A 21858-nucleotide genomic window follows, 5' to 3' on the forward strand; every position below is an offset into this window, starting at 1 on the left:
GGAGCCCGCATGAATCCGATCCTCGTGGTGATCGCCGCCGGCGATCGCAGTACCGAAGCCGTCCTCGCCGCAGAGGCGCTGCGGCATGCCGCCACGCTGCGGGGCGCCGTCCTGCAGGCCGAGGTGCGTACGCCGCAGGGCGTGATCGCACCGCTGGACCTGGCCGCCGCATCCGCCGCCGCGCCGCTGCTGCTGGTCGGCGACGGCGACGTCGATGCCGCCCGCTTCGCCGGCCGCCGCGTGCAGCGCAGCGCGCTGGACGCGGTGCTGGCCGACGCCGGCGCGGTGCTGGCGCCGCTGCTGGCCGCCGCGACGTCCGACGCCGCCGCCGTGCCGGCCGCGGCCGACAATACCGAGGGCGCCGGCAAGCGCATCGTCGCCATCACCTCCTGTCCCACCGGCATCGCCCACACCTTCATGGCCGCCGAAGGCCTGCAGCAGGCGGCCAAGCTGCTGGGCCACCAGATCCGGGTGGAAACCCAGGGCTCGGTCGGCGCGCAGGACGCGCTCAGCGCCGAGGAGATCGCCGCCGCCGACCTGGTGCTGATCGCCGCCGACCGCGAGGTCGACCTGGGCCGCTTCGGCGGCAAGCGCCTGTTCAAGAGCGGCACCAAGCCGGCGATCAACGACGGCCCGGGCCTGATCCGCAAGGCCCTGGCCGAGGCCAGCGTGCACGCCGCCGGCAATGGCGGCAGCGCCCCGGCCAAGGCCCAGGGCGGCCGCTCCGCCGGCCCGTACAAGCACCTGATGACCGGCGTGTCGTTCATGCTGCCCTTCGTCACCGCCGGCGGCCTGCTGATCGCGCTGGCGTTCGCGCTCGGCGGCATCTACGCCTTCGACGACGCGCACAAGGGCACCCTGGCCTGGTCGCTGTTCCAGATCGGCGCCAAGGCCGGCTTCACCCTGATCGTGCCCGCCCTGGCCGGCTACATCGCCTACTCCATCGCCGACCGCCCCGGCATCGCCCCCGGCATGATCGGCGGCATGGTCGCGGCCAACCTCGGCGCCGGCTTCATCGGCGGCATCCTGGCCGGGTTCATCGCCGGCTACGGCGTGGCCGCGCTGAACCGGGCGATCAAGCTGCCGCGCACGCTCGAGGGCCTGAAGCCGGTGCTGATCCTGCCGGTGCTGGGCACCCTGCTGGTCGGCCTGGCCATGCTCTACGTGGTCGGCCAGCCGGTGGCCGAACTGCTGGCCTGGCTCACCGAGTGGTTGCGTGGCATGCAGGGCAGCAGCGCGGTGCTGCTGGGCCTGCTGCTGGGCGCGATGATGGCCTTCGACATGGGCGGGCCGGTCAACAAGGCCGCCTATGCCTTCTCCACCGGCCTGATCGCCAGCCAGGTGTACACGCCGATGGCCGCAGCCATGGTCGCCGGCATGACCCCGCCGCTGGGCATCGCCCTGGCCACCTGGGTGTTCCGCAGCCGTTTCACCCAGGACGAGCGCGGCAGCAGCGCCGCCACCGGCGTGCTCGGCCTGGCCTTCGTCACCGAAGGCGCGATCCCCTACGCCGCACGCGATCCGCTGCGCACCATCCCCGCGCTGATGCTCGGCTCGGCGCTGGCCGGCGCCATCTCGATGGCCGCCGGCGCCGAACTGAAGGTGCCGCACGGCGGTGTGTTCGTGCTGCCGATCCCCAATGCGGTCAGCCACCTGGGCATGTACCTGGTGGCGCTGCTCGCCGGCACCGTGGTCACCGCGGTGGCGCTGCGGGTGCTGAAGAAGCCGGTTCTCGCCTGATCCCGTCCATGCGCCGGCGCGTCGCCATGCGATGCCCCTCCCCCCGTCGCCGCTGGCGGCGCGCCGGCCTTTCCCTGCTGAGGAGTTCCGCCATGTCCCGTCCCCTCGTCTCGTCCCTGCCCCTGGCCACCCTGGCGCTGGCGCTCGCCGCACCGCTGGCCCACGCCCAGGACGCCAGCGACGCCTTCAAGCTCAAGCTCGCCTACACCGGCGAAGGCGCCGTGTCGCTGGACGGCGGCAAGCATGAGGGCAGCGCCTACGCCGGGCAGCTGATGTTCGGCACCGACGTGGACCTGCAACGGCTGATGGGCTGGAACGGCGCCACGCTGAAGGTCTACGGCATCAATCGCCATGGCACCAACCTGGCCAACGGCAACATCGGCAACAGCACCTCGGTGCAGGAAATCTACGGCGGCCAGGGCACCCGCCTGGCCAACTTCACCATCGACCAGAAGCTGTTCAACGACCGCCTGGAACTGGAAGCCGGCCGCAGCGTGGCCAACATCCACTTCCTGGGCTCGGAGCTGTGCGGCTACTTCCAGGGCAACTCGGCCTGCGGCAACCCGACCTTTGTGTTCCGCACCAGCAACTTCACCTACTGGCCGGTGTCCAGCTGGGCCGCGCACGCCAAGGCCTGGGTGACCCCGAACGTCTACGTCCACGTCGGCGCCTACGAGGTCAACCCGATCCAGGCCGAACGCGGCCAGCACGGCCTGAACTGGAGCACCAACGACAGCACCGGGGTGATCGTGCCGTACGCGATCGGCTACAGCACCCAGGCCAGCGGCGCGCGCCTGCCGGCGATGTACGAGCTCGGCGGCTGGCAGGACAATTCCGACTACCGCGATCCGCTCAACGACCGCAACAGCAATCCGGCGCGGCTGAGCGGGCTGGACTACGCCACCCGCAGCGGCCGCTCAGGCGCGTTCTTCCGCTTCGAACAGCAGGTCACCCGCCCCGACCCGGACAGCAACCGCGGCCTGGTGCTGTTCGGCTCGGTGCTCAAGGGCACCTCCGGGCAGTTGATCGAAGACCATTTCCTGGAACTGGGCCTGGTCCAGCGCGGCACCTTCGCCAGCCGCCCGCAGGACAACATCGCCTTCGTCGTCACCCAGCAGCACTACAGCGACGACGCCCTGGAAGACCTGCGCCTGGCCCGCGCCGCGGCCGGCGGCAGCGGCACCCCGCACCGCTCCCAGACCATGATGGAACTGAGCTACGGCATCCAGGTGACCCAGCAGCTGCGCATCGCCCCGAACCTGCACTACATCGTGCACCCGGACCAGTTCAACGAGCCGGCGCGTACCCGCGACCTGCCCAATGCCCTGGTGGCGGGGTTGCGGCTGGACTGGGCGCTCTGAGGGGCCGGGATTCGGGATTCGGGATTGGGGATTGGCAAAGGCGGGCGGGCTGCGGCCTGAAAGTCTGCGTGCAGACAGTGGTGTGCGGCGCGGCGCTGACAGGATCGGTGCAGACCGCCGGTCCGTGCATGATGCCGACATGATTCGCGCTCGATAGCGGCACGTTGAACGCACGAGGCCCCGGCATGCCGGGGCCTCGTGCGTTTTCTTCCCTTCGATTCCGATCGCAGTGGCGCTGCGCCGATCCGTCGGCGCCTGCGGGAGCGAAACGTGGCCGGCGAATCGAGATCCGTTCGATTCCGTGGGAGCCGTCTCCCTGGCGCGGGAGCGGTGACGTTGCCGACGCATGCATGATGCCGCCGCCCCGGGGGCATGAGGATCGGCGGATGCCGCGGTCGGCTATAGGATTTTTCCTACCCGGCGGCGTCCGCACCGGCGAGCGCGCAAAAGATGTCATGGATGACAATCGTCATCACCGCATCGAAGAATCTGGATACAGACTCCATCGAAGCTACATCGACGTATGTGAACGTAGTGACTTCGCCGCCGTCGATTACGACGGTTTTCCCACATCCCCGTTGCAAGCATTTCGCGTCATGCGCATCCTGGTCGCCGAAGACGATACGTCCATTGCCGTTGCATTACGCGACTCGCTCGCCGAGTGCGGCCACGTGGTAGACCATGTCGGCGACGGTGCCGCCGCCGAACGCGCACTCGGTAGCGAAAGCTATCAATTGCTGGTGCTGGACCTGGGCCTGCCGCGCCGCGATGGGCTGCAGGTGCTGCAACGCCTGCGCGCCCGCCGCGACGAGATCCCGGTGCTGGTGGTGACCGCCCGTGACGCGGTGGAAGACCGTATCCGCGCGCTCGACGAGGGCGCCGACGACTACCTGATCAAGCCCTTCGAACTGTCCGAGTTCCTTGCCCGTACCCGTGCGCTCCTGCGCCGCAGCAGCAGCGGCGGCGTGCCGGAGCTGGTGCTGGGGCAATTGCGCATCAACCTGGCCGGACGCCGGGTGTGGCTGCAGGACCAGCCGCTGGACCTGACCGCGCGCGAGTTCGCGCTGCTGGAAACCCTGCTGCTGCGCAGCGGGCGCGTGGTCAGCCGCAGCCAGCTGACCGAGGCGCTGTGCGATTGGCAGCACGAAATCACCGACAACGGCCTGGACATCTCCATGCATCGCCTGCGGCGCAAGCTGCATGGCGCCGGCGTCGGCATCCGAACCATCCGCGGCCTGGGCTATCTGCTGGAGGAGTCGCACGCCGCCTCACCGGCCGCCGACCACGCACAGACCTCGCAGTGAGCGCCACCACCGCCGCGCACGCGCCGGCCTACCGCCATCCCAGCCTGCGCCAGCGATTGCTGGCGTTCCTGCTGATCCCGACCGTGCTGCTGATGCTGATGGTGTCGTCGCTGTTCTACCTGTTGATGCTCAAGTACACCAATCACGTCCATGACATGGACCTGAAGGAGGACACGCAGGGCCTGGCGAACGCGGTCAACGACCCCGGCGAGCGCATGCCGCTGACCCTGCAGGCGCGGCAACTGCTGGAGTACAGCAGCGACGGCCGGGTGTTCTTCAAGCTCGACAGCCGCCGCCACGGGGTGATCAGCGGTAGTACCCAGCCGATTCCCAAGCACCCGGATCCGGCCGAGATCGGCCGGGTGATGCTGTACGACGACCGCATGGACAACGGCGTGCCGGTGCGCGTGGCCAGCCTGCTGCTGCCCTCGGCGCTGGAGCCGGGCGACTGGCTCACCGTGTCGGTGGCCGAGACCCTGGACGACCGCCACCGCCGCGCCCGCGAGATCCTGGTGCTGATGCTGCCGACCGAACTGCTGCTCACCTGCTCGCTGCTGGTGCTGGTGTGGCATGGCGTGCGCGTCGGCCTGCGCATGCTGGAGCCGGCGGTGCGCCGGCTCGACGACAGCCAGCGCGACCTCAGCCCGGTGTCCGGCCCGGACATCCCGGTGGAGATCCTGCCGCTGACCCAGGCCATCGACGGCCTGCTGGGCCGGCTCAAGCACATGATGGCGCTGCAGGAACGCTTCCTGGCCGATGCCGCGCACCAGTTGCGCACGCCGCTGGCCGGGCTGAGCATGCACGTGCAGCGCGCCCAGGCCAGCCAGCGCCCGGAAGACACCGCGCAGGCGCTTCAGCACATCCGCCAGCTGACCGACCGCGCCACCCGCACCTCCACCCAGCTGCTGGCGCTGACCCGCACCCAGGCGCCGCGCGAGAGCATCCGCGAGCTGCTGCCGCTGGACCTGGCGCAATGGCTGCCGCAGGCCCTGTCCGACCGCATCCCCGACGCGCTGCACGCCGGCGTGGACCTGGGCTACGACGCCGGCGACGACGACGCGCCCGCCTGGGTGGCCGCCGACACCTATGCGCTGCGCGAACTGCTCGACAACCTGCTGGACAATGCCTTCCGGCATGCCGCCGGCCGCATGGTCACGGTCAGCCTGCGCCGCGATCCGCTGTACGTGCGCCTGGCCGTGGACGATGCCGGCAGCGGCATCGACGAGGCCCTGCTGCCGCGCCTGGGCGAGCGGTTCTTCCGCGCGCCGGACGCGCCCGAAGGCGGCACCGGCCTGGGCCTGGCCATCGTCGCCAACATCGCTGCCCGCCACCACGCGACGCTGCGCTACCGGCGCTCGGCGCTGGGCGGCCTGCGCGCGGAACTGGACCTGCCGGCCGGCGCGGAGCCGCGGGCATGAGCCGCCACCGTCTTCGCTGCGCCGGCGCACTGGCGCTGGCCACCGCGCTCGCGCTGGGCGGCTGCGCCAGCAAGCCCATTCCCGATCTGCGCCAGCCGTCGCTGCCCGCGCACTGGAGCAGCGCGACGCCGCAGGCGGCCGCGCCGCGCCCGCCGGGCAGCGCCTGGTGGCAGGATTTCCACGATCCGCAGCTCGATGCGCTGGTCGCGCAGGCGCTGCAGGACGATCTGGAGGTCGGCCAGGCGCTGGCACGGCTGCGCGCGGCGCGGCGGCTGGACGCGGTCGCCGACGCGACGCTGCGGCCGCAACTGCGTGCGCGCACCGAGGACCCGATCGATCCGGACGCCAGCGCCTCGTTCCTGGTCGTGGGCGTCGATTCGGAGTGGGAGCTGCCGCTGTTCGGTCGCGGCGAAGCCACCAACCGCGTGGCCCGCGGCGACCTGCAGAGCGCCCAGGCCAACCTGGCGCAGGTCCGCGCGGCGACGATCTCCGACGTGACCCACAACTGGATCGATCTGCGCCACGCGCAGCAGGCCGAACGCCTGCTGCAGGACATCGCCGACGCGCGCCAGCGCCAGGCCAGCCTGCAGCAGACCCTGGTCGACCTGCATCTGGCCGCGCCGGCCACCGCGGCGCAGGCGCAGGCGGCGGTGCTGCAGGCGCAGACCGCAGTGAACGAGCCGCGCGATGCCGCGGCGGCGGCCGCCCGGCGCCTGGCGGTGCTGCTGGGCCGCGACGCGCCCGACCCGGCGTGGAGCACGGCCGCGGCCAGCAGCGCGCCGGGACAACTGCAGATCGCCGCGGTCGACAGCGTGCCGGCCGACCTGCTGCGGCGGCGCCCGGACATCGCCGCGCGCGAGGCCGAGGTGATCAGCGCCGCCGGCGCGCTGGGCATCGCCCGCGCCGACCGCTACGGCAGCATCGGCCTGGGCGGCGCGATCCGCTGGTCGACCAGTCTGCTGAGCCACCGCCGCACCGCCACCCACGGCATCGCCTCGTTCGGCCCGGTGATCGACATCCCGCTGTTCGACTGGGGCATCCGCCAGGCCAGGGCCAAGGCGCGCGGCGACCTGCTGGAAGCGGCCACCCTGGCCTACCGGCAGACCGTGCTGTCGGCGGTCAACGAGGTCGAGGACGCGCTGACCGCGCTGGAACAGCAGCGGCGCAACGTCGAGACCGAGCAACAGGTGTTGCAGGCGCAGCAGCAGGTCGCCGAGGCGGCGCAGCAGCGCCGGCGGCTGGGCCTGGGCAGCGACCTGGACGTGGCCACGCAGCAGGCCGCGCGCGACCAGGCGACGCTGGAGCTGCTGGAAGCGCAGCGCCAGCGCGACCTGGCCTACGTCGCCCTGCACACCGCGCTGGGCAGCGCCACCACGCCGATTCCCGGCACCGGTACCGGCAACGAGCGCGAAGGCGCGCAGCCCTGATGGTCGCGCTGGCCCGCCAGACCCTGCGCTACGAGTGGCGCCGCTTCCTGCCGGTGGTGGTGTCGGTGGGCTTCGCCAGCCTGTTGCTTCTGCTGCAGACCGCGCTGGTGCTGGGCATCTTCGGCAGCGCCAGCGTGTACGTCTCCGGCTCCGACGCCGACCTGTGGCTGGGCTATCCCGGCACGCAGAGCGTGGACCAGGGCCGCGCCATCGATCCGGACGCGGCCGCGCCGCTGTACCTGGACCCGCGGGTGGCGCAGGTCGAGCCGTTCATCTGGTTCGACGGCGACTGGCGCGGCCCCGGCGACACCGGCGCGGTGTCGGTCTACATCTCCGGCATCGACACCCGCGACGGCGGGCTGATGTTCTCGCGCCTGCTCAGCCCGGCGCTGCGCGCGGCGCTGCGCGAACCGGACACCGTGGTGGTGGACCGCGCGGAACTGGACAAGCTCGGTGTCGACATCGGCAGCAGCGCGCGCATCAACGGCCACCGCGTGCGGGTGATCGGGGTCGGCCGCGGCCTGCGCGCGCTGGGCGGGGTCAACGTACTGGCCTCGCTGGACACCGCGCGCGCGCTCAACACCGACACCGCACATCCGGACTGGCCGACCTACATGGTGGCCAGGCTGCGCCCCGGCGCCGACCCGCAGGCGGTGGCGCAGGCGATCGACAGCGCGGTCACGCGGCCGCGCGTGGAAGCCTGGAGCGCCGACGATTTCGCCCGGCGCAGCATCCTGTTCTGGATGTTCGACACCGGCGCCGGCTCCGGCGTGCTGTTCCTGGGCGGCATCGTGCTGCTGGTCGGCGTGGCCATCACCAGCCAGACCCTGCTCGGCACCGTGCTCGGCGCCGCGCGCGAGTACGCCACGCTCAACGCGCTGGGCGTGAGCATGCGCAACCTGCGCTGGGTGGTGCTGGAACAGGCCGCCTGGGTCGGTGCGCTGGGCCTGATCGGGGCCAGCGCGCTGGGCGCGGCGCTGGTCGCGCTGGCCCGCGCGCACGACGTGCCGGTGGCGTTCAACGCCAGCGGCTGGGGCCTGTGCGTGTGCGCGGTGATGCTGCTGACCGTGGTCTCGGCCCTGGCCGCGCTGCGCGGGCTGCGCCGCGCCGATCCGGCGTTGCTGCTGCGATGAGCCGGATCGTCGCCGCCGCCGCGCTGCACCCGGCCGCCGCCACCCTGCGCGGCAGCGGGCTGTGCAAGAGCTTCGTCTCCGGCAGCCTGCGCACGCCGGTGCTGCGCGACGTGGAACTGCAGGTGTGGCCGGGCGAGCTGACCCTGATCTCCGGCCCGTCCGGCTGCGGCAAGAGCACCCTGCTGTCGATCCTCAGCGGCCTGCAGCGCGCCGACGCCGGCCAGGTGCTGGCGCTGGGCGAGGAACTGGGCGCACTCGGCGCCACCGCGCTGGAGCAGTTCCGGCTGCGCCACACGGGCTTCATCTTCCAGGGCTTCAACCTGTTCCCGGCGCTGTGCGCGCTGGACCAGGTGCGGCTGCCGCTGCAGTACATGGGCCTGGCCCCGGCCGAGGTGCGCAGCCGCGCCGAAGAGGCGCTGGCCGAAGTCGGCATCGCCCACCGCCAGCACCTGCGCCCGGCCGAGCTGTCCGGCGGCGAGAAGCAGCGCGTGGCGATCGCCCGCGCGCTGGCCAAGCACCCGGCGCTGCTGTTCGCCGACGAACCGACCAGCGCGCTGGACGCCGGCAACGGCCAGATCGTGATCGACCTATTGCACCGCATCGCGCGCCGCCACAACACCATGGTGCTGTGCGTCAGCCACGACCCGCGCCTGATCCGCCACGCCGACCGCGTGCTGTCGATGGAGGACGGCCGCATCCTCGACGACCGCCGCGTCAACGCGCCGCCCTCGCCCTTGCCCTCTCGGAATCCCGCACCATGAAAGCGTTCGCCGCCGCGCCCCTGCTGAGCCTGCTGCTGGCCGCATGCGCGCCATCGGACCGCACCCCGGCCCCGGCGCCGGCCACCACCCCGGCCTACCTGGCGGTGGCGCGCGGCCGCATCGACGTGGAAGGCGGCGTGCTCAAGCTCGGCCTGCCGATCGCCGCGACCCTGCGCGAGGTGCCGGTGCACGAGGGCGACGCGGTGCAGAAAGGCGCCTTGCTGATCGCCGGCGACGACCGCAGCGCCGCGGTCGACCTGGACATCGCCCGCACCCGCGCGCAGGCCGCGGCCACCCACCTGAAACAACTCCAGCAACGCCTGCAAAGTGCCCAGCAGAAGCAACGGCGGCTGGCCGAGGCGGCACGTCTTGGCGCCAGCGACGGGCAGAGCGCCGACGACGCCAGCGACGCGGTGCAGAGCCTGGTCGACGCGCTGGACACCGCGCGCAGCGACGCGGCCCTGGCCGAGGCGCAGGTGCGCGCGGCCGAATTGCAGCGCGCGCAGTACCGGCTGCAGGCGCCGGTGGCCGGTCGCGTGCTGCAGCTGTCGGCCGCGGTCGGCGCGCGCAGCGAGGCCAACGCGCCGCTGCTGACCCTGCTGCCGGACGCGCCGCGCCTGGTCCGCGCCGAATTGAACGAAAGCTATGCCGGCAGCGTCACCCCGGGCATGGCCGCCGAGGTGATCAGCGACGACGGCCGCCAGACCGTGCTCGGCGAGGCGGTGGTGCGCTGGCTGGCGCCGGCCTACGGCCCCACTCAGCTGCACGACGACGCCACGCCCGCCGGCAACGACCGTAGCGTGGCCTGCGTGCTGGCCTTCACCCAGCCCTCGAGCCTGCGCCTGGGCCAGCGCGTGCTGGTACGCTTCCGCAACCCGGCCGCGGCCAAGCGCTGAGCCTGCACGCCGCCACCGCGGCGAAAGGCTGCTGAAACGCGCGGCGGCGACCCTGCACGGATTGCCGAGACTGCACAGCCGCGCCCATTCCGATGATCCAATCTGCCGAGTTCCACTTCGAAGGCGGCCGCAACGGCGTGCTGCTGATCCATGGCCTGACCGGCACGCCCAGCGAGATGCGCCTGCTCGGCAAGAGCCTGAACCGCGAAGGCTTCAGCGTGCACGGCGTGCAGCTGGCCGGCCACTGCGGCGACGAGGACGACCTGCTCGCCACCAGCTGGCGCGACTGGTACGCCAGCGTCGAGGCCGCCGCCGAGCGCATGCGCCCGCAGGTCGACCGGCTGTTCGTGGCCGGGCTGTCGATGGGCGCGCTGCTGGCGCTGCGCCTGGCGCAGGAACGTCCGCAGTGGGTGGACGGGGTCGGCGTGCTCGGCGCCACCTTCCGCTACGACGGCTGGAACATCCCCAAGCGCGCGCGCCTGGCGTTCCTGCTGCCGTGGTTCAAGCGCCTGGGCATCGGCAAGCGCCGCATGTTCCTGGAAGAGCCGCCGTACGGCCTGCGCGACGAGCGCATCCGCGCCCAGGTCAGCAGCGCCATGCTCGGCGGCGACAGCAGCGCCGCCGGCCTGCCCGGCAATCCGTGGCACGCGCTGGCCGAGATGTACCTGCTCTCGCGCGACGTGCGCCGCAACCTGCCCAAGGTGGTCGCGCCGTGCCTGGTCGCGCACGCGGCCGAGGACGACATCGCCGACCTGCGCAACGCGCGGCTGGTGATCGCCAACGTCTCCGGGCCGACGGAACTGCTGTTGCTGCACGACAGCTACCACATGATCACCCTGGACCGCGAACGGCGCGTGCTCGGCGCGCGCCTGGCGCAGTTCTTCGCGGCCCTCACCACCCCGCAACAGGCGGCCGCCTGATGGCGATGAGCGGCGCGGTGGTCGGAATCTGGCTGGCGACGGTGGCACTCGACACCGCCGGCCAGTTGGCCTTCAAGTATGTTGCCAGCCGACCGCAGGGCACTGGCATGGCGCGCTGGCAGAACATGGCCCGGCAGCCGTACTTGTGGGCCGGCGTGGCCTGCTACGTGTTCGAATTCCTCGCCTGGACCGCGTTCCTGTCACTGGTGCCGCTGGGCCGTGGCGTGCTGCTGGGCTCGATCAACATCGTGGCGATCATGCTGGCCGGGCGCTGGCTGTTCGGCGAACGCCTCGGGCGCATGCAGGTGGCCGGCATCTGCCTGGTCAGCGCCGGCGTGGCCGTGGTGGGGTTGGGCTCGTGAGCCGGCCGCCGCTGCATCGCTACGCGGTGGGCTTCGCCCTGCTGCTGAGCTTCGACACCCTGGCGCAGATCGGCTTCAAGCTGGCCGGCACCCACGCCTTCCCGCCGCAGGCCGAACTGGCCTGGGTGCTGCGCCTGCTCGGCAGCCCATGGCTGTACGCCGCGCTGCTCGGCTACATCGGCGCGTTCTTCACCTGGATGAAGTTGCTTGAGCACGCGCCGATCGGCCCGGCCTTCGCCGCCTCGCACCTGGAGGTGGTCAGCGTGATGCTGCTGTCGGCCTGGTGGTTCAACGAACACATCGGCGTCCTGCAGGCGCTGGGCGCGGCGCTGATCGTCGGCGGCATCGTCTGCCTGGCGATGGGCGAACGCGCGGATCCCGCCGATGCGCATTGAGATTCCGCCGACCGCCGGTCTGCCGTTGCAGTGGCGCGACCTGTGGCCCGGCCGTGCGCGCACCCGCCTGGCCAGCGCGGTCGGCCTGCCGCAGGCGCTGCTGACCTGCTCCGGCACCGCGGCGCTGATCGTGGCGCTGCGCACCCTGACCGCGGCCAGCCGGCGCCGGCAGGTGCTGGTGTCGGCCTATACCTGCCCGCTGGTGGCGCTGGCGGTGGCGCACTGCGGCCTGCAACTGGTGCTGTGCGATCTGCTGCCTGGCTCGCTGGAACTGGACCCGGTGCAGCTGGCGCAACGCTGCGGCAGCGATACCCTGGCGATCATCGCCACCCACCTGGGCGGACGCCTGACCGACCTGGCGCCGCTGCGCCGCGCCGCCGAAGGCTGCGGCGCGCTGCTGATCGAGGACGCGGCGCAGGCGCTGGGCGGCGTGCACCCGGACGGCCGCCCGGCCGGCCTGGGCGGCGATATCGGCTTCTGCAGCCTGGCCGCCGGCAAGGGCCTGACCCTCTACGAAGGCGGGCTGCTGATGTCGCGGCATGCGCCGCTGCAGCGCAGCCTGGCCGACACCGCCGCACGCCTGGGCCAGCGCGACTGGCGCTGGGAACTGCGGCGCAGCCTGGAGCTGCTCGGCTACGCCGCGCTGTACCGGCCGCAGCCGCTGCGCTGGGCGTATGGCGCGCCGGTCCGTCGCGCGCTGCGCCGCGGCGACCGCGTCGGTGCGGCCGGCGACCGCTTCGGCACGGCCATCGCCCAGCACGCGGTCGGCGCCTGGCGCGAAGCGGTGGGCGTACGCGCCAGCGCGCGCTGGCCGGCGTTTCTTGCCCAGATCCGCGAGCAGGGTCGGCGCCGCAGCGCACGCCTGGCCGGCATCCCCGGCCTGACCGTGATCGCCGATACCCCAGGCGCCCAGGGCAGCTGGCCGATCCTGATGGTGCTGCTGCCCGACGCGGCCGCGCGCGAATCGGTGCTGACCACCCTGTGGCCGCGCGGACTGGGCGTGGCGGTGCCGTTCGTGCATGCCCTGCCCGGCTACGACTACCTGGACGGCATCGTCGAGCGCACGCCGATGCCCAACGCCAGCGATTTTGCCGCGCGCTGCCTGAGCATCAGCAACAGCCCCTGGCTGGACGAGGCGCGCTTCGAGACCATCGTCGCCACGCTGCAGGCGGCCTGCGCCGGCGCGGTCGGGCCGGCGCCGCTGGACCTCGACCTGGTGCACGCCGCCGCGCCGAGCGCCTGACCGGGCGACGTGCGGCTTCGCCAGCGTCGCGGTGAAAATGTGCCGCTCGTAATGACCGGAAGCATCCTGTAGGCGCGGCTTCAGCCGCGAGAGGCATTACCGGTAACGCCTCTCGCGGCTGAAGCCGCTCCTACAGACTGGGGCTGCGCTAACCGACACTGGCCGCGTCCAGCGGCGCCAGCAGCCGCAGGTTCAACGCGTGCTGCTGCGCCTGCCACGCCGACAGGTCCGCCGGCGAGGGTTCGGGTTGCGCATCCAGCGCCGCCAGCTTGCGCTTCCACCATTGCGGGTAATGGGCCAGCGACACTTCGCCGGTGATGTCGCTGCCGCACACCTGCCCGCGCAGCGCCTCGATCGCCTGCAGCAACTGCGGCACGCGCAGCTGGCCCTGGTCCCAGTTGGTGCGCACGTCCTGCGGATCCAGCACGTCCTTGTCCAGCGACAGATAGGTCGGCATCGGCGTGCGCCGCAGGTGCTCGACGAACGCGTCGCTGAGCGCGCTCACGCTGTCGAAACCGCGCACCGCCTGGCCCAGGCCCAGCCGCCGCGCCCAGCCCACGTCCACGCCGCTGCACCAGTAGCGCAACTTGCCGCGATACAGCGGCAGCAGATGGTTTTCCCAGGCATGGCCGGGACCGACGTCGCCGGAGGTGATGCCGGCCACCTCGACCTGCGCCACCTGCGGCAGCGCGGCGATGCGGCGCACCCACGAGCCGCAGTGCACGCCGAACGGGAAGCGCATGTTGTCCGGATGGTTGTCGAACACCACCACCCGCAACGGCGCCTGCGCGCGCTGCGCCAGGCGCACGATCAACGGCAGGCTCAGGTGATGGAAATCGCCGCTGCCCAGCAGCACGGTGCCGTACCGCGCCGGCAGCGCCTGCTCCAGCGCCTCGCCGAAGCGGCGCAGCCGCGCCATCGAGCAGGCGAAGCGCAGGCCGTCGCACCAGTCGCGCAGCGGCAGGCGCACGGCATCGGGTACGGCGCCCAGCGAATCATCGAGATCGAGCAGAACCGGAGTGCGCATCTCAGTCCTCCTCGGCGGCATCGGCGGCCGGCCCGACGTCGTCGGATTCGAACAGCGGCCGCAATCGGCGCAGCGCCGCGCGCAGCAGCGGATTGCGCAGGTACACCGCATGCCAGGTGTAGGTGAAGCTGGCACCGAGCTGGGCCTTCACTTCCGGATCGGTCCAGCCGGCGACATAGGCAGTCAGGCCGTGGCGGCAGGCGTAGTCGAGATTCTCGATCCAGCTCAGCGCGTACAGGTTGTGGTCGCGCGCGTCCGGGTAATGCAGGCCGATGTACTTGTCCAGCAGCCGGCCTTCGTGCACGTAGCACAGGTTCCAGCCGATGATGCGGTCCTGGTGCCGATACACGAATACCTGCCCACCCGAGTCGGCGTCGGTCAGTAGCGCGTCGAAGAACGTCGCGGTGAGCAGGTCGAAATGGATCTCGCTCTGCGCATACACCTCCTGGTACAGCGCATAGCAGTGCGCGCGCAGCGCCGGATCGGCGAAGGCCGGGCCGGTCGGCAGCACCTCGATCTGCAGGTCGGCGCGCGAGCGCAGCTTGCGGCGGATGTTGCGCCGGCGCCCGCGCGAGAGCCGCGCCAAATACTCGTCGGTGGAAGCGAAGTCGATCGGCACCCAGGCCAGCGCCTGCCCGCGCAGCAGCACGTAGCCGTTGCGCTCGCAGGCGTCCAGGAAGGCCTGCGCCCAGGCGTTGTCGGCGTCGTCCAGCAGCGGCGAGCGCTGCGGCACGTCCTTGACGATCATCAGCGCGCGGCGCCGGCCCAGTTGCGTACGCCACTGCCGCGGCAACTGCGCCGGGTCGGCCGCGCGCGGCAGCCAGGCGTATTCGCTGACGGTGCTGCCGACGAAACTGGTGCGCGGCCGCAACAGGCGCTGCCACAGCCGCTGCAGCGGCAGCCGCGCCACCTTCGCGCGCAGCGCGGGTTCGGCGGTGGTGAGCAGGTCGAAATCGGCCTCGAAGGCCGGTACCCCGTGCTCCAGGGGCTGGATCAGGAAACCGGCTGGCGGGTGCTGCAGGAACTGCCGCTGCAAGGCCTGCGGCTCGAGTTGGTTGACGAAAGGCATCTGCAAGATTGATCGTCTAGCGTGGAGAATGGATGCTGCGGCCCAGGCCGCAGCGTGCGATCCACCGGCGGCGGGCGCCGCGCGGTGGCCCTTCATTTCGCGGAGCACTGCCATGACCCCGTCCATCGAGTCGCAAATCCACAGCATCGTCGCCAAGCATGGCGAAATCGACCCGGCGCGCCTGACCCCCGATGCCAAGCTGCAGGACCTGGGCGTGGATTCGCTCGAGGCCATCGAAATCCTGTTCGACATCGAAGAACACTTCGACATCACCTTCCCGCAGCGCGACCCGAACCTGGACGACGGTTCGCTCGGCAAGCTGGTGCAGGCGGTCGAGGACGCGCTGGCGGCCAAGGCGGCGGCCGGCGCGGCGCAACCGGCGCACTGACGCGCCATGGGCGCCTCTCCGCACGCGCGGCGCGTCGTCATCACCGGCATGGGCGCGGTCAGCGCGCTCGGCCTGGGCGCCGAAGCCCTGTGGAGCGCGATGCGCGAGGGCCGCAGCGGCATCGCCGCCCTGCCCTCGCCCGATCCGCTCAGCACGTTGAAGATGCGCAAGGCCGCGACCCTGCCGGGGTTCGCGCCCGACGCCACGCAGACCGGCGGCATCGCCCCCGGCCAGCTCGACCGCATGACCCAGATGGCGCTGGTCGCCGCCCGCGAGGCGATCGCCCAGGCCGGCCTGCCGCACGGCGATGCCGCGCTCGGCGCGCGCTGCGCGGTGGTGGTCGGCACCGGCGTCGGCGCCGAACTCAGCCGCGACGAACAATCGCGCCGGCTGTACCGCGACCAGGCCGAGCGCCTGCATCCGCTGACCATCGTGCGCAGCATGGCCAACGCCCCGGCCAGCCAGATCAGCATCGCCTTCGGCCTGCGCGGCCCGGCCTTCGCCGTGTCCAGCGCCTGCGCCTCGGCCAACCACGCCTTCGCCCAGGCCGCGCTGATGGTCCGCCATGGCCTGGCCGACGTGGCCATCGCCGGCGGCAGCGAAGCCTGCCTGAGCCTGGCGCTGATCCGCGCCTGGGAAGCGATGCGGGTGGTCAGCGACGACACCTGCCGGCCGTTCTGCGCGCAGCGCAGCGGCCTGGTGCTGGGCGAAGGCGCCGGGATGTTCGTGCTGGAAAGCGCCGAGCACGCCGCCGCCCGCGGCGCGTTGCCGCTGGCGGAACTGGCGGGATTCGGCATGAGTTCCGATGCCGGCGACATCGTCGCGCCGAGCATCGACGGCGCCGCCACGGCGATGCGCCTGGCGCTGCAGGATGCCGGCCTGGCCCCTGAGCAGATCGATTACATCAATGCCCACGGCACCGGCACGCAGGCCAACGACCGCTGCGAAACCCAGGCGCTGCGGCAGGTGTTCGGTACGCACGCCGAGGCGCTGGCGGTCAGCTCGACCAAGGCGGTGCACGGCCATGCGCTCGGCGCGGCCGGCGCGCTGGAACTGGTGGCGGCGATCGGCGCGCTGCGCGAGCAGGTGGTGCCGCCCACGGCCAACTTCCTCGATGCCGATCCCGAATGCGACCTGGACTACGTGCCCAACCAGGCGCGCGCCCGCCAGGTGCAGGCGGTGCTGAGCAATTCCTTCGCCTTCGGCGGACTCAATGCGGTGATCGCGCTGCGCGCGGCGGGCTGAAACGCCCGCCGCCGCAGACAACGGCGGGAGGCAACGCGAACCGCGCGCGTCGTCTCCCGCCCGGCTCATGCGACCTGCTTGGCGCGGGTCAGCAACTGGTCCAGCAAGGACAGGCCCAGGTCGATCTCTTCGTGGCTGATGTGCAGCGACGGCGCCAGCGTGATGACGTTCTTGTAGTAGCCGCCCACGTCCAGGATCAGGCCGATGCGCTTGCCGTTGTGGCGCAGTTCGCCTTCCAGGCCCATGTCGACCATGGTGTCGAGCAGCTTGCGGTTCGGCGTGAAGCCGTCCGCCTGGCAGATTTCCGCACGCAGGGCCAGGCCCAGGCCGTCGACGTCGCCGATTTCCGGGTGACGCTTCTGCAGGTCGCGCAGGCCGTCCAGGAAGTGCGCGCCCTTGGCCATGACCATCGACTCGTAGTCGGTCTCGGCCAGCATGCGCATGGTCTCAAGGCCGACCGCGGTGCCCAGCGGGTTGGAAGCGAACGTGGAGTGGGTCGAGCCCGGCGGGAACACGGTCGGGTTGATCAGCTCCTCGCGCGCCCAGATGCCGGCCAGCGGATTGAGGCCGTTGGTCAGCGCCTTGCCGAACACCAGCACGTCCGGGGTCACGCCGAAATGCTCGATCGCCCACAGCTTGCCGGTGCGGAAGAAGCCCATCTGGATCTCGTCCACCACCATCAGGATGCCGTACTTGTCCAGCACCCGCTTCAGGCCGGTGAAGAAGTTCGGCGGCGGAATCACGTAGCCGCCGGTGCCCTGGATCGGCTCGACGTAGAACGCCGCATACTCGCACTGCCCGGCCTTGGGATCCCACACGCCGTTGTACTCGGTCTCGAACAGGCGCTCGAACTTGGCCACGCACTGCTCGCCGTACTCTTCCTTGGACATGCCCTTGGGGCCGCGGAAGTGGTACGGGAATTCGATGAACTGGGCGCGGTCGAAATGACCGAAGCGACGGCGGTAGCGGTACGACGAGGTGATCGCCGAGGCACCGAGGGTACGGCCGTGGTAGCCGCCTTCGAAGGCGAACACCAGGCTCTTGCCGGCGCTGGCGTTGCGCACCAGCTTCAGCGAGTCTTCCACCGACTGCGCGCCGCCGACGTTGAAGTGCACGCGGCCCTTGCGGCCCCACTTGCGCTCGGCGTCGACCGCGATGGTCTTGGCCAGCTCGATCTTGGTCGGGTGCAGGTACTGGCTGGCGACCTGCGGCAGGGTCTCGATCTGGCGGGTCAGCGCCTGGTTCAGGCGCGGATTGGCATAGCCGAAGTTGACCGCCGAGTACCACATCTGCAGGTCCAGGTACGGCACTTCCTCGGTGTCGTACAGGTAGCTGCCGTCGCAGCGGCCGAAGATGCGCGGCGGCTCGCTGTAGTGCACGGTGTCGCCGTAGGAGCAGTACTGGGCCTCGTCGGCCAGCATCTGCGCATCGCTCAGCGCGCGCTGGTGGTCGGCACCGGTGCGCAGCAGCGCCTCCGGATCGGGCGCGGCATCGCCATGCAGCGGTGCGAGCGAGGAAAGCGAAACATTCCGGTTCATCGGGATCAGGCTCGTTGGGTGACGGGAAGCGGGAAGGACACGGTGGTGGTCGCCGGCACCGCCAGGTCGGGCAGCAGGGCGATGGCGTCGTCGAAACCGGTGATCGCGCAATGGGCGATCCCGTTGGCGCGGCAATGGCGCAGCAGACCGTCCTTGGCGAACACCAGGTCGGCCTTGCCGGCCAGGCAGAAATCGGAGCGGCCGTCGCCGATCAGCAAGGTGGCGCGCTCGGGCGGCTGTTGCGCCATGACCGCGCACTTGCAGGTGCCGCTGGGGCAGTCCGGGCGCGCATGCGGCGAGGCCATGCGCCATTCGCCGGCATCGGTGCGCAGCAGGCGGTTGGCGATAATCGGGAGATGGTGCAGGCCGTGGCGGGCGAGGATGCGGGCGATGCCGTAGTCCAGGCCGTCGCTGACGATGCTCAGCGGGATGCCCAGGCGCTCGGCCAGCGCGACGAAGCGCACGAAGGCCGGATCGATCCGCACGCCATCGAGCACCCGGTGCAGCGCATCGACGTCGCCGTCGAGCAGCGCGACCTGCTTGCTCATGCACTCGCGGGCGCCGATCCGACCGGCGACCCAGTCGTCCTCCAGTTCCTGCCAACCGGGGCGCCCGAGGTGCTCGAGCAGGCGGTCGGTCACGTCCTGCAGGGACACGGTACCGTCAAAATCGCAAAGGATGTTCCATTGGGCGCGCAAGGTGGCTCTCCGGCTGATGGGGGCAGAGCCTAGGCACGCTGTCTTTCGCACTCCTTTCGGAGAAGTGAAAGAAAGCGGAGCGTTCACATTGGGCGTGGTAGGTGCTCATGCATCCCCCTGACCTGTTGACCGCCCAACGCTGGGATGCGCTACACGGTTCCCAATTCGACCGCGATCGGGCAACCTACCTGCACCAGGCCCGGATGGCGAAACTGGTAGACGCATCGGACTTAAAATCCGCCGGGGGCGACCCCATGCCGGTTCGATTCCGGCTCCGGGCACCAGCTAGTGGCAGACCGACACGCCACACAGGCCAGGGCAGCCATCTCTGTCGCCTTAGCGCTTGCTGATCGTTCCGGAGGCGCCTCGCGCAGGGGATGTTCCACACCTAGGCTGTTCACTGAAGCGCCAAGCGCGGCTTCGCCCCTCTGCCTTAGCGAGCAGAAGCGCCCGAAAAATTCATCCGATTTGTGGGATGTCCTGCAAACTGTCGGAACGCAAGGCACAGTCACCGCGTCTCACAGGACGGCACCGTGCTAAACCTTGCGACACCAGCCGCGCCGGCTGCTTAGGGAGAAGCGAGTGAACGAGACGTACCAGAGAGAAAAGCGCGCGCGTGCGTTCGCCCAATATATCAGTGACACGTGGAGTGGCCCGCTTTCCAAAGACCAGAAGGAACAGTTGGGCAAGAGGATCCTCGACGAAGTGGATGGCGCACCGGATCGTGACAGCCTTGAGTCCATCATCATCGCTGCGCTCAGAGAAAAGAATATCGATCCCGACGACCTCCTCATCGAATGGTCTTTGGGTAGAGATTGAAAGCCATCGCCCGGCGCTCTCGGAGACGCCGATCAGCTTGAATGCTCAAGACAAGTCCACCGGTCCTCCAGCAAATGGCGGGGATGCCAATGTCGCTCCAGCGGCACCGCCGTCGAAACGTCCCCGGCACCGCCGCCACGGCGGCACCGGGGATGCCAACGGCAAACGTGGCGCGCGGCGCTCAGATCGCGCGCGAATAGCGCGCCGGCTGGTCGGGCTGGCGCAGGTAGCGGTCGAAGCACATGGCGATCAGGCGCAGCAGCGGGCGGCCGCGGGCAGTGGCCTGGACCACGCCGTCGCGGTAGTCGGCCAGGCCGTCCGCGCACAGCGGCGCCAGCGCGCGCAGTTCCTCGCGGAAATAGCTGGCGACGTCGATGCCGTGGCGCCGCGCCACCGCCGCCACGTCCACCCGCCCCTGGCACATCAGCTGCTGGATCAGCTCGGCGCGCAGGGCGTCGTCGGTGCTGAGTTGCAGGCCGCGCAGCACCGGGCTGTCGCCGGCGTCCACCGCCGCTTCCCAGGCCGGCAGGTCGCGCTGATTCTGGCTGTAGCTGGCGCCGATGCGGCTGATCGCGCTGACGCCCAGGCCCAGCAGGTCGGTGTCGGCGTGGGTGGTGTAGCCCATGAAGTTGCGGTGCAGGCTGCCCTGCCGCTGCGCGCGCGCCAGGTCTTCCTGCGGCAGCGCGAAGTGGTCCATGCCGATGTACTGATAGCCCGCTGCAGAGAGCCGGCTGACCGCCAGGCCGAGCAGCGCCAGCTTCTGCTCGGCATCCGGCAGATCGGCGTCGACGATGCGCCGCTGCGCCTTGAACAACTGCGGCATGTGCGCGTAGCCGTAGACCGCCAGGCGGTCCGGTCGCGCCGCGATCACCGTCTCCAGGGTTTGCTCGAACCCGGCCGGGGTCTGCCGCGGCAGGCCGTAGATCAGGTCCACGTTGACCGAGCGCATGCCATGCGTTCGGCAGGCGCGCAGGATGTCCAGGGTCTCGTGCACGCCCTGGCGACGGTTGATCGCCTGCTGCACCAGCGGGTCGAAATCCTGGATGCCCAGGCTGGCGCGGTTGAAGCCCAGCTCGGCGAGGGTGGCAATGTCCTGCGGGGTCACCGTACGCGGGTCCAGTTCGATCGACATGTCGCGGTCCGGCGCCTGGCTGAAGCGGAACAGGCCGCGCAGGCCCTGCACCAGTTCGCCGAGCAGCTCCGGCGCGAGGAAGTTGGGGGTCCCGCCGCCCAGGTGCAGTTGCACCACCTCGCGCTCGCCGTCGAAACACGCGGCCATCATCGCCGCCTCGCGCAGCAGCCGCTGCACGTAGGCGCGGCCGCGCTGCGGATCGCGGGTGATGACCCGGTGGCAGCCGCAGTAGAAACAGGGGCTGCGGCAGAACGGGACGTGCACGTAGAGCGACAGCGGCCGCCGCGGATCGCTGGCCTGGACCGCGGCGAACAATTGCGCCGGGCCGAAGCCGGTCTGGAAATGCGGCGCGGTCGGGTACGAGGTGTAGCGCGGGCCGGGGCGGTCGTAGCGGCGCAGCAGGTCGGCGTCGAAGGTCCAGGCGGCGGAGGGGTCGGGCGCGGTGAGGATGTCCATGGACCGAGCATGCGCGGCGCGCGGCGCGGCCGCCTTGACCTGGATCAATCCGCACACGCGGCCGACGGCAGCGGCGACACCGGCTCGAACGGGCGCCAGCTCATCTGGTGGCGGCGCCAGAAGGTTTCGGCGATGCGCTGTGCGATGTCGTCGGCCAGCAGGCGCATTGGCTGGTTGGCCAGCTCGGCGGTCGTGGCGCGGAACAGGCCCAGCCAGCGCTGGAACAGCAGGGCGCTGAGTTCGCGCATGGCCATGTGCCGCGGCATCGGCGCACCACGGAAGCGCCGCGTGCCGCGCAGCATCGCCGACCAGAAATCGCACAGCTGCTGCTGGTGCGCGTCCCAGTCCTCGATGTGCGCGGCGAACACCGTAGACAGATCCGCATCGGCGCGCACGCGGCGGTAGAACACCTCCACCAGCGCCTGCACCTCCGCTTCGCTGCATAGGTCCGGCCCCGGCAAGGGCATGCCTTCGATCTCGTCCTGCATGGCCCGCTCCACCTCGTTCGACCTGCCCAGTCTCCACG

At 71.1% G+C, this 21858-nt stretch carries 21 protein-coding genes and 1 tRNA gene; 16 read left to right on the top strand and 6 right to left on the bottom strand.

What is annotated here, in order from left to right; translation table 11 throughout:
- The first annotated feature begins 9 nt into the window (after positions 1 to 9).
- The 12 genes from AC1G9L_RS12910 (at position 10) to AC1G9L_RS12965 (ending at position 12960) form a co-directional block, all read left to right on the top strand.
- Entirely contained in the window at positions 10 to 1740 is a 1731-nt protein-coding gene (locus tag AC1G9L_RS12910; protein ID WP_481069253.1) for a PTS fructose transporter subunit IIC, read from the top strand.
- Between the two features lie 92 nt (positions 1741 to 1832).
- Positions 1833 to 3101 (top strand): carbohydrate porin, encoded by a 1269-nt coding sequence (locus AC1G9L_RS12915; RefSeq protein WP_019802456.1) that lies wholly within the window; start codon positions 1833 to 1835, stop codon positions 3099 to 3101.
- Between the two features lie 596 nt (positions 3102 to 3697).
- Entirely contained in the window at positions 3698 to 4405 is a 708-nt protein-coding gene (locus tag AC1G9L_RS12920) for a response regulator (RefSeq protein ID WP_019802458.1), read from the top strand.
- The gene (locus AC1G9L_RS12925; RefSeq protein WP_481069254.1) at positions 4402 to 5823 is read left to right on the top strand and encodes a sensor histidine kinase; all 1422 of its coding nucleotides are present in this window, start codon (positions 4402 to 4404) and stop codon (positions 5821 to 5823) included. The genes AC1G9L_RS12920 and AC1G9L_RS12925 overlap by 4 nt, the downstream gene beginning before the upstream one ends.
- Positions 5820 to 7250 carry an efflux transporter outer membrane subunit gene (locus AC1G9L_RS12930; protein ID WP_481069255.1) on the top strand — a complete coding sequence of 477 codons (1431 nt, stop codon included), beginning with the start codon at positions 5820 to 5822 and terminating at the stop codon, positions 7248 to 7250. Before AC1G9L_RS12925 ends, AC1G9L_RS12930 begins: the two co-directional genes overlap by 4 nt.
- Positions 7250 to 8383, top strand: coding sequence for an ABC transporter permease (locus tag AC1G9L_RS12935; protein ID WP_010342589.1), 1134 nt, complete (start codon positions 7250 to 7252; stop codon positions 8381 to 8383). The genes AC1G9L_RS12930 and AC1G9L_RS12935 overlap by 1 nt, the downstream gene beginning before the upstream one ends.
- Positions 8380 to 9144: an ABC transporter ATP-binding protein gene (locus AC1G9L_RS12940; protein WP_010342590.1), complete on the top strand. Its 765-nt coding sequence runs from the start codon at positions 8380 to 8382 to the stop codon at positions 9142 to 9144. The genes AC1G9L_RS12935 and AC1G9L_RS12940 overlap by 4 nt, the downstream gene beginning before the upstream one ends.
- Positions 9141 to 10040, top strand: coding sequence for an HlyD family secretion protein (locus AC1G9L_RS12945; protein WP_481069256.1), 900 nt, complete (start codon positions 9141 to 9143; stop codon positions 10038 to 10040). Before AC1G9L_RS12940 ends, AC1G9L_RS12945 begins: the two co-directional genes overlap by 4 nt.
- Positions 10041 to 10132: 92 nt before the next feature.
- Positions 10133 to 10960 carry an alpha/beta hydrolase gene (locus AC1G9L_RS12950; protein WP_481069257.1) on the top strand — a complete coding sequence of 276 codons (828 nt, stop codon included), beginning with the start codon at positions 10133 to 10135 and terminating at the stop codon, positions 10958 to 10960.
- On the top strand, positions 10960 to 11322 hold the full coding sequence (locus tag AC1G9L_RS12955; protein WP_019802413.1) for an EamA family transporter: 363 nt from the start codon (positions 10960 to 10962) through the stop codon (positions 11320 to 11322). Before AC1G9L_RS12950 ends, AC1G9L_RS12955 begins: the two co-directional genes overlap by 1 nt.
- The gene (locus AC1G9L_RS12960) at positions 11319 to 11717 is read left to right on the top strand and encodes a DMT family transporter (RefSeq protein WP_019802414.1); all 399 of its coding nucleotides are present in this window, start codon (positions 11319 to 11321) and stop codon (positions 11715 to 11717) included. Before AC1G9L_RS12955 ends, AC1G9L_RS12960 begins: the two co-directional genes overlap by 4 nt.
- Positions 11707 to 12960 carry a DegT/DnrJ/EryC1/StrS family aminotransferase gene (locus tag AC1G9L_RS12965; RefSeq protein ID WP_481069258.1) on the top strand — a complete coding sequence of 418 codons (1254 nt, stop codon included), beginning with the start codon at positions 11707 to 11709 and terminating at the stop codon, positions 12958 to 12960. Before AC1G9L_RS12960 ends, AC1G9L_RS12965 begins: the two co-directional genes overlap by 11 nt.
- 148 nt (positions 12961 to 13108) lie before the next feature.
- Here the strand turns inward: AC1G9L_RS12965 and AC1G9L_RS12970 are convergent, their stop codons facing one another.
- A complete protein-coding gene (locus AC1G9L_RS12970; RefSeq protein ID WP_019802118.1) occupies positions 13109 to 13987 on the bottom strand; it encodes an arginase family protein in 879 nt (292 codons plus the stop codon).
- A 1-nt stretch (position 13988) separates the two neighbouring features.
- Complete coding sequence (locus AC1G9L_RS12975) at positions 13989 to 15056, bottom strand: GNAT family N-acetyltransferase (RefSeq protein ID WP_481069259.1); 1068 nt, start codon at positions 15054 to 15056, stop codon at positions 13989 to 13991.
- 112 nt (positions 15057 to 15168) lie between these two features.
- Between AC1G9L_RS12975 and AC1G9L_RS12980 the strand changes: the two genes are divergently transcribed.
- Both AC1G9L_RS12980 and AC1G9L_RS12985 read left to right on the top strand, forming a co-directional pair.
- Positions 15169 to 15444: an acyl carrier protein gene (locus tag AC1G9L_RS12980; protein WP_010342598.1), complete on the top strand. Its 276-nt coding sequence runs from the start codon at positions 15169 to 15171 to the stop codon at positions 15442 to 15444.
- Positions 15445 to 15450: 6 nt separating this feature from the next.
- Entirely contained in the window at positions 15451 to 16689 is a 1239-nt protein-coding gene (locus AC1G9L_RS12985) for a beta-ketoacyl-[acyl-carrier-protein] synthase family protein (RefSeq protein ID WP_481069260.1), read from the top strand.
- A gap of 65 nt (positions 16690 to 16754) precedes the next feature.
- Here AC1G9L_RS12985 and AC1G9L_RS12990 read toward each other — a convergent pair whose 3' ends face one another.
- Positions 16755 to 18110: an aspartate aminotransferase family protein gene (locus tag AC1G9L_RS12990; protein WP_199774659.1), complete on the bottom strand. Its 1356-nt coding sequence runs from the start codon at positions 18108 to 18110 to the stop codon at positions 16755 to 16757.
- A gap of 122 nt (positions 18111 to 18232) precedes the next feature.
- Positions 18233 to 18925 (bottom strand): MtnX-like HAD-IB family phosphatase, encoded by a 693-nt coding sequence (locus tag AC1G9L_RS12995; protein WP_481069261.1) that lies wholly within the window; start codon positions 18923 to 18925, stop codon positions 18233 to 18235.
- Positions 18926 to 19122: 197 nt separating this feature from the next.
- Between AC1G9L_RS12995 and AC1G9L_RS13000 the strand changes: the two genes are divergently transcribed.
- Together AC1G9L_RS13000 and AC1G9L_RS13005 are read left to right on the top strand one after the other, a co-directional pair.
- Positions 19123 to 19209 (top strand) — tRNA-Leu (locus AC1G9L_RS13000).
- Between the two features lie 298 nt (positions 19210 to 19507).
- A complete protein-coding gene (locus AC1G9L_RS13005; RefSeq protein ID WP_019800678.1) occupies positions 19508 to 19744 on the top strand; it encodes a hypothetical protein in 237 nt (78 codons plus the stop codon).
- A gap of 181 nt (positions 19745 to 19925) precedes the next feature.
- Here AC1G9L_RS13005 and hemN read toward each other — a convergent pair whose 3' ends face one another.
- Complete coding sequence (gene hemN / locus AC1G9L_RS13010) at positions 19926 to 21332, bottom strand: oxygen-independent coproporphyrinogen III oxidase (protein ID WP_481069262.1); 1407 nt, start codon at positions 21330 to 21332, stop codon at positions 19926 to 19928.
- Between the two features lie 44 nt (positions 21333 to 21376).
- A complete protein-coding gene (locus AC1G9L_RS13015) occupies positions 21377 to 21820 on the bottom strand; it encodes a group III truncated hemoglobin (RefSeq protein ID WP_481069263.1) in 444 nt (147 codons plus the stop codon).
- Between the last annotated feature and the right edge of the window lie 38 nt (positions 21821 to 21858).

This window comes from Xanthomonas sp. NCPPB 1132 (assembly GCF_056629235.1).

Bases quoted from the DNA above. Each gene is read 5' to 3' on its own strand.
- AC1G9L_RS12930 (WP_481069255.1), top strand. From the start codon at position 5,820: ATGAGCCGCCACCGTCTTCGCTGCGCCGGCGCACTGGCGCTGGCCACC.
- hemN (WP_481069262.1), bottom strand. From the start codon at position 21,332: ATGGACATCCTCACCGCGCCCGACCCCTCCGCCGCCTGGACCTTCGAC.
- AC1G9L_RS12920 (WP_019802458.1), top strand. From the start codon at position 3,698: ATGCGCATCCTGGTCGCCGAAGACGATACGTCCATTGCCGTTGCATTA.
- AC1G9L_RS12955 (WP_019802413.1), top strand. From the start codon at position 10,960: ATGGCGATGAGCGGCGCGGTGGTCGGAATCTGGCTGGCGACGGTGGCA.
- AC1G9L_RS12970 (WP_019802118.1), bottom strand. From the start codon at position 13,987: ATGCGCACTCCGGTTCTGCTCGATCTCGATGATTCGCTGGGCGCCGTA.
- AC1G9L_RS12950 (WP_481069257.1), top strand. From the start codon at position 10,133: ATGATCCAATCTGCCGAGTTCCACTTCGAAGGCGGCCGCAACGGCGTG.
- AC1G9L_RS12975 (WP_481069259.1), bottom strand. From the start codon at position 15,056: ATGCCTTTCGTCAACCAACTCGAGCCGCAGGCCTTGCAGCGGCAGTTC.
- AC1G9L_RS13015 (WP_481069263.1), bottom strand. From the start codon at position 21,820: ATGCAGGACGAGATCGAAGGCATGCCCTTGCCGGGGCCGGACCTATGC.
- AC1G9L_RS12965 (WP_481069258.1), top strand. From the start codon at position 11,707: ATGCGCATTGAGATTCCGCCGACCGCCGGTCTGCCGTTGCAGTGGCGC.
- AC1G9L_RS12940 (WP_010342590.1), top strand. From the start codon at position 8,380: ATGAGCCGGATCGTCGCCGCCGCCGCGCTGCACCCGGCCGCCGCCACC.
- AC1G9L_RS12990 (WP_199774659.1), bottom strand. From the start codon at position 18,110: ATGCTGGCCGACGAGGCCCAGTACTGCTCCTACGGCGACACCGTGCAC.
- AC1G9L_RS12910 (WP_481069253.1), top strand. From the start codon at position 10: ATGAATCCGATCCTCGTGGTGATCGCCGCCGGCGATCGCAGTACCGAA.
- AC1G9L_RS12945 (WP_481069256.1), top strand. From the start codon at position 9,141: ATGAAAGCGTTCGCCGCCGCGCCCCTGCTGAGCCTGCTGCTGGCCGCA.
- AC1G9L_RS12935 (WP_010342589.1), top strand. From the start codon at position 7,250: ATGGTCGCGCTGGCCCGCCAGACCCTGCGCTACGAGTGGCGCCGCTTC.
- AC1G9L_RS12915 (WP_019802456.1), top strand. From the start codon at position 1,833: ATGTCCCGTCCCCTCGTCTCGTCCCTGCCCCTGGCCACCCTGGCGCTG.
- AC1G9L_RS12985 (WP_481069260.1), top strand. From the start codon at position 15,451: ATGGGCGCCTCTCCGCACGCGCGGCGCGTCGTCATCACCGGCATGGGC.
- AC1G9L_RS12980 (WP_010342598.1), top strand. From the start codon at position 15,169: ATGACCCCGTCCATCGAGTCGCAAATCCACAGCATCGTCGCCAAGCAT.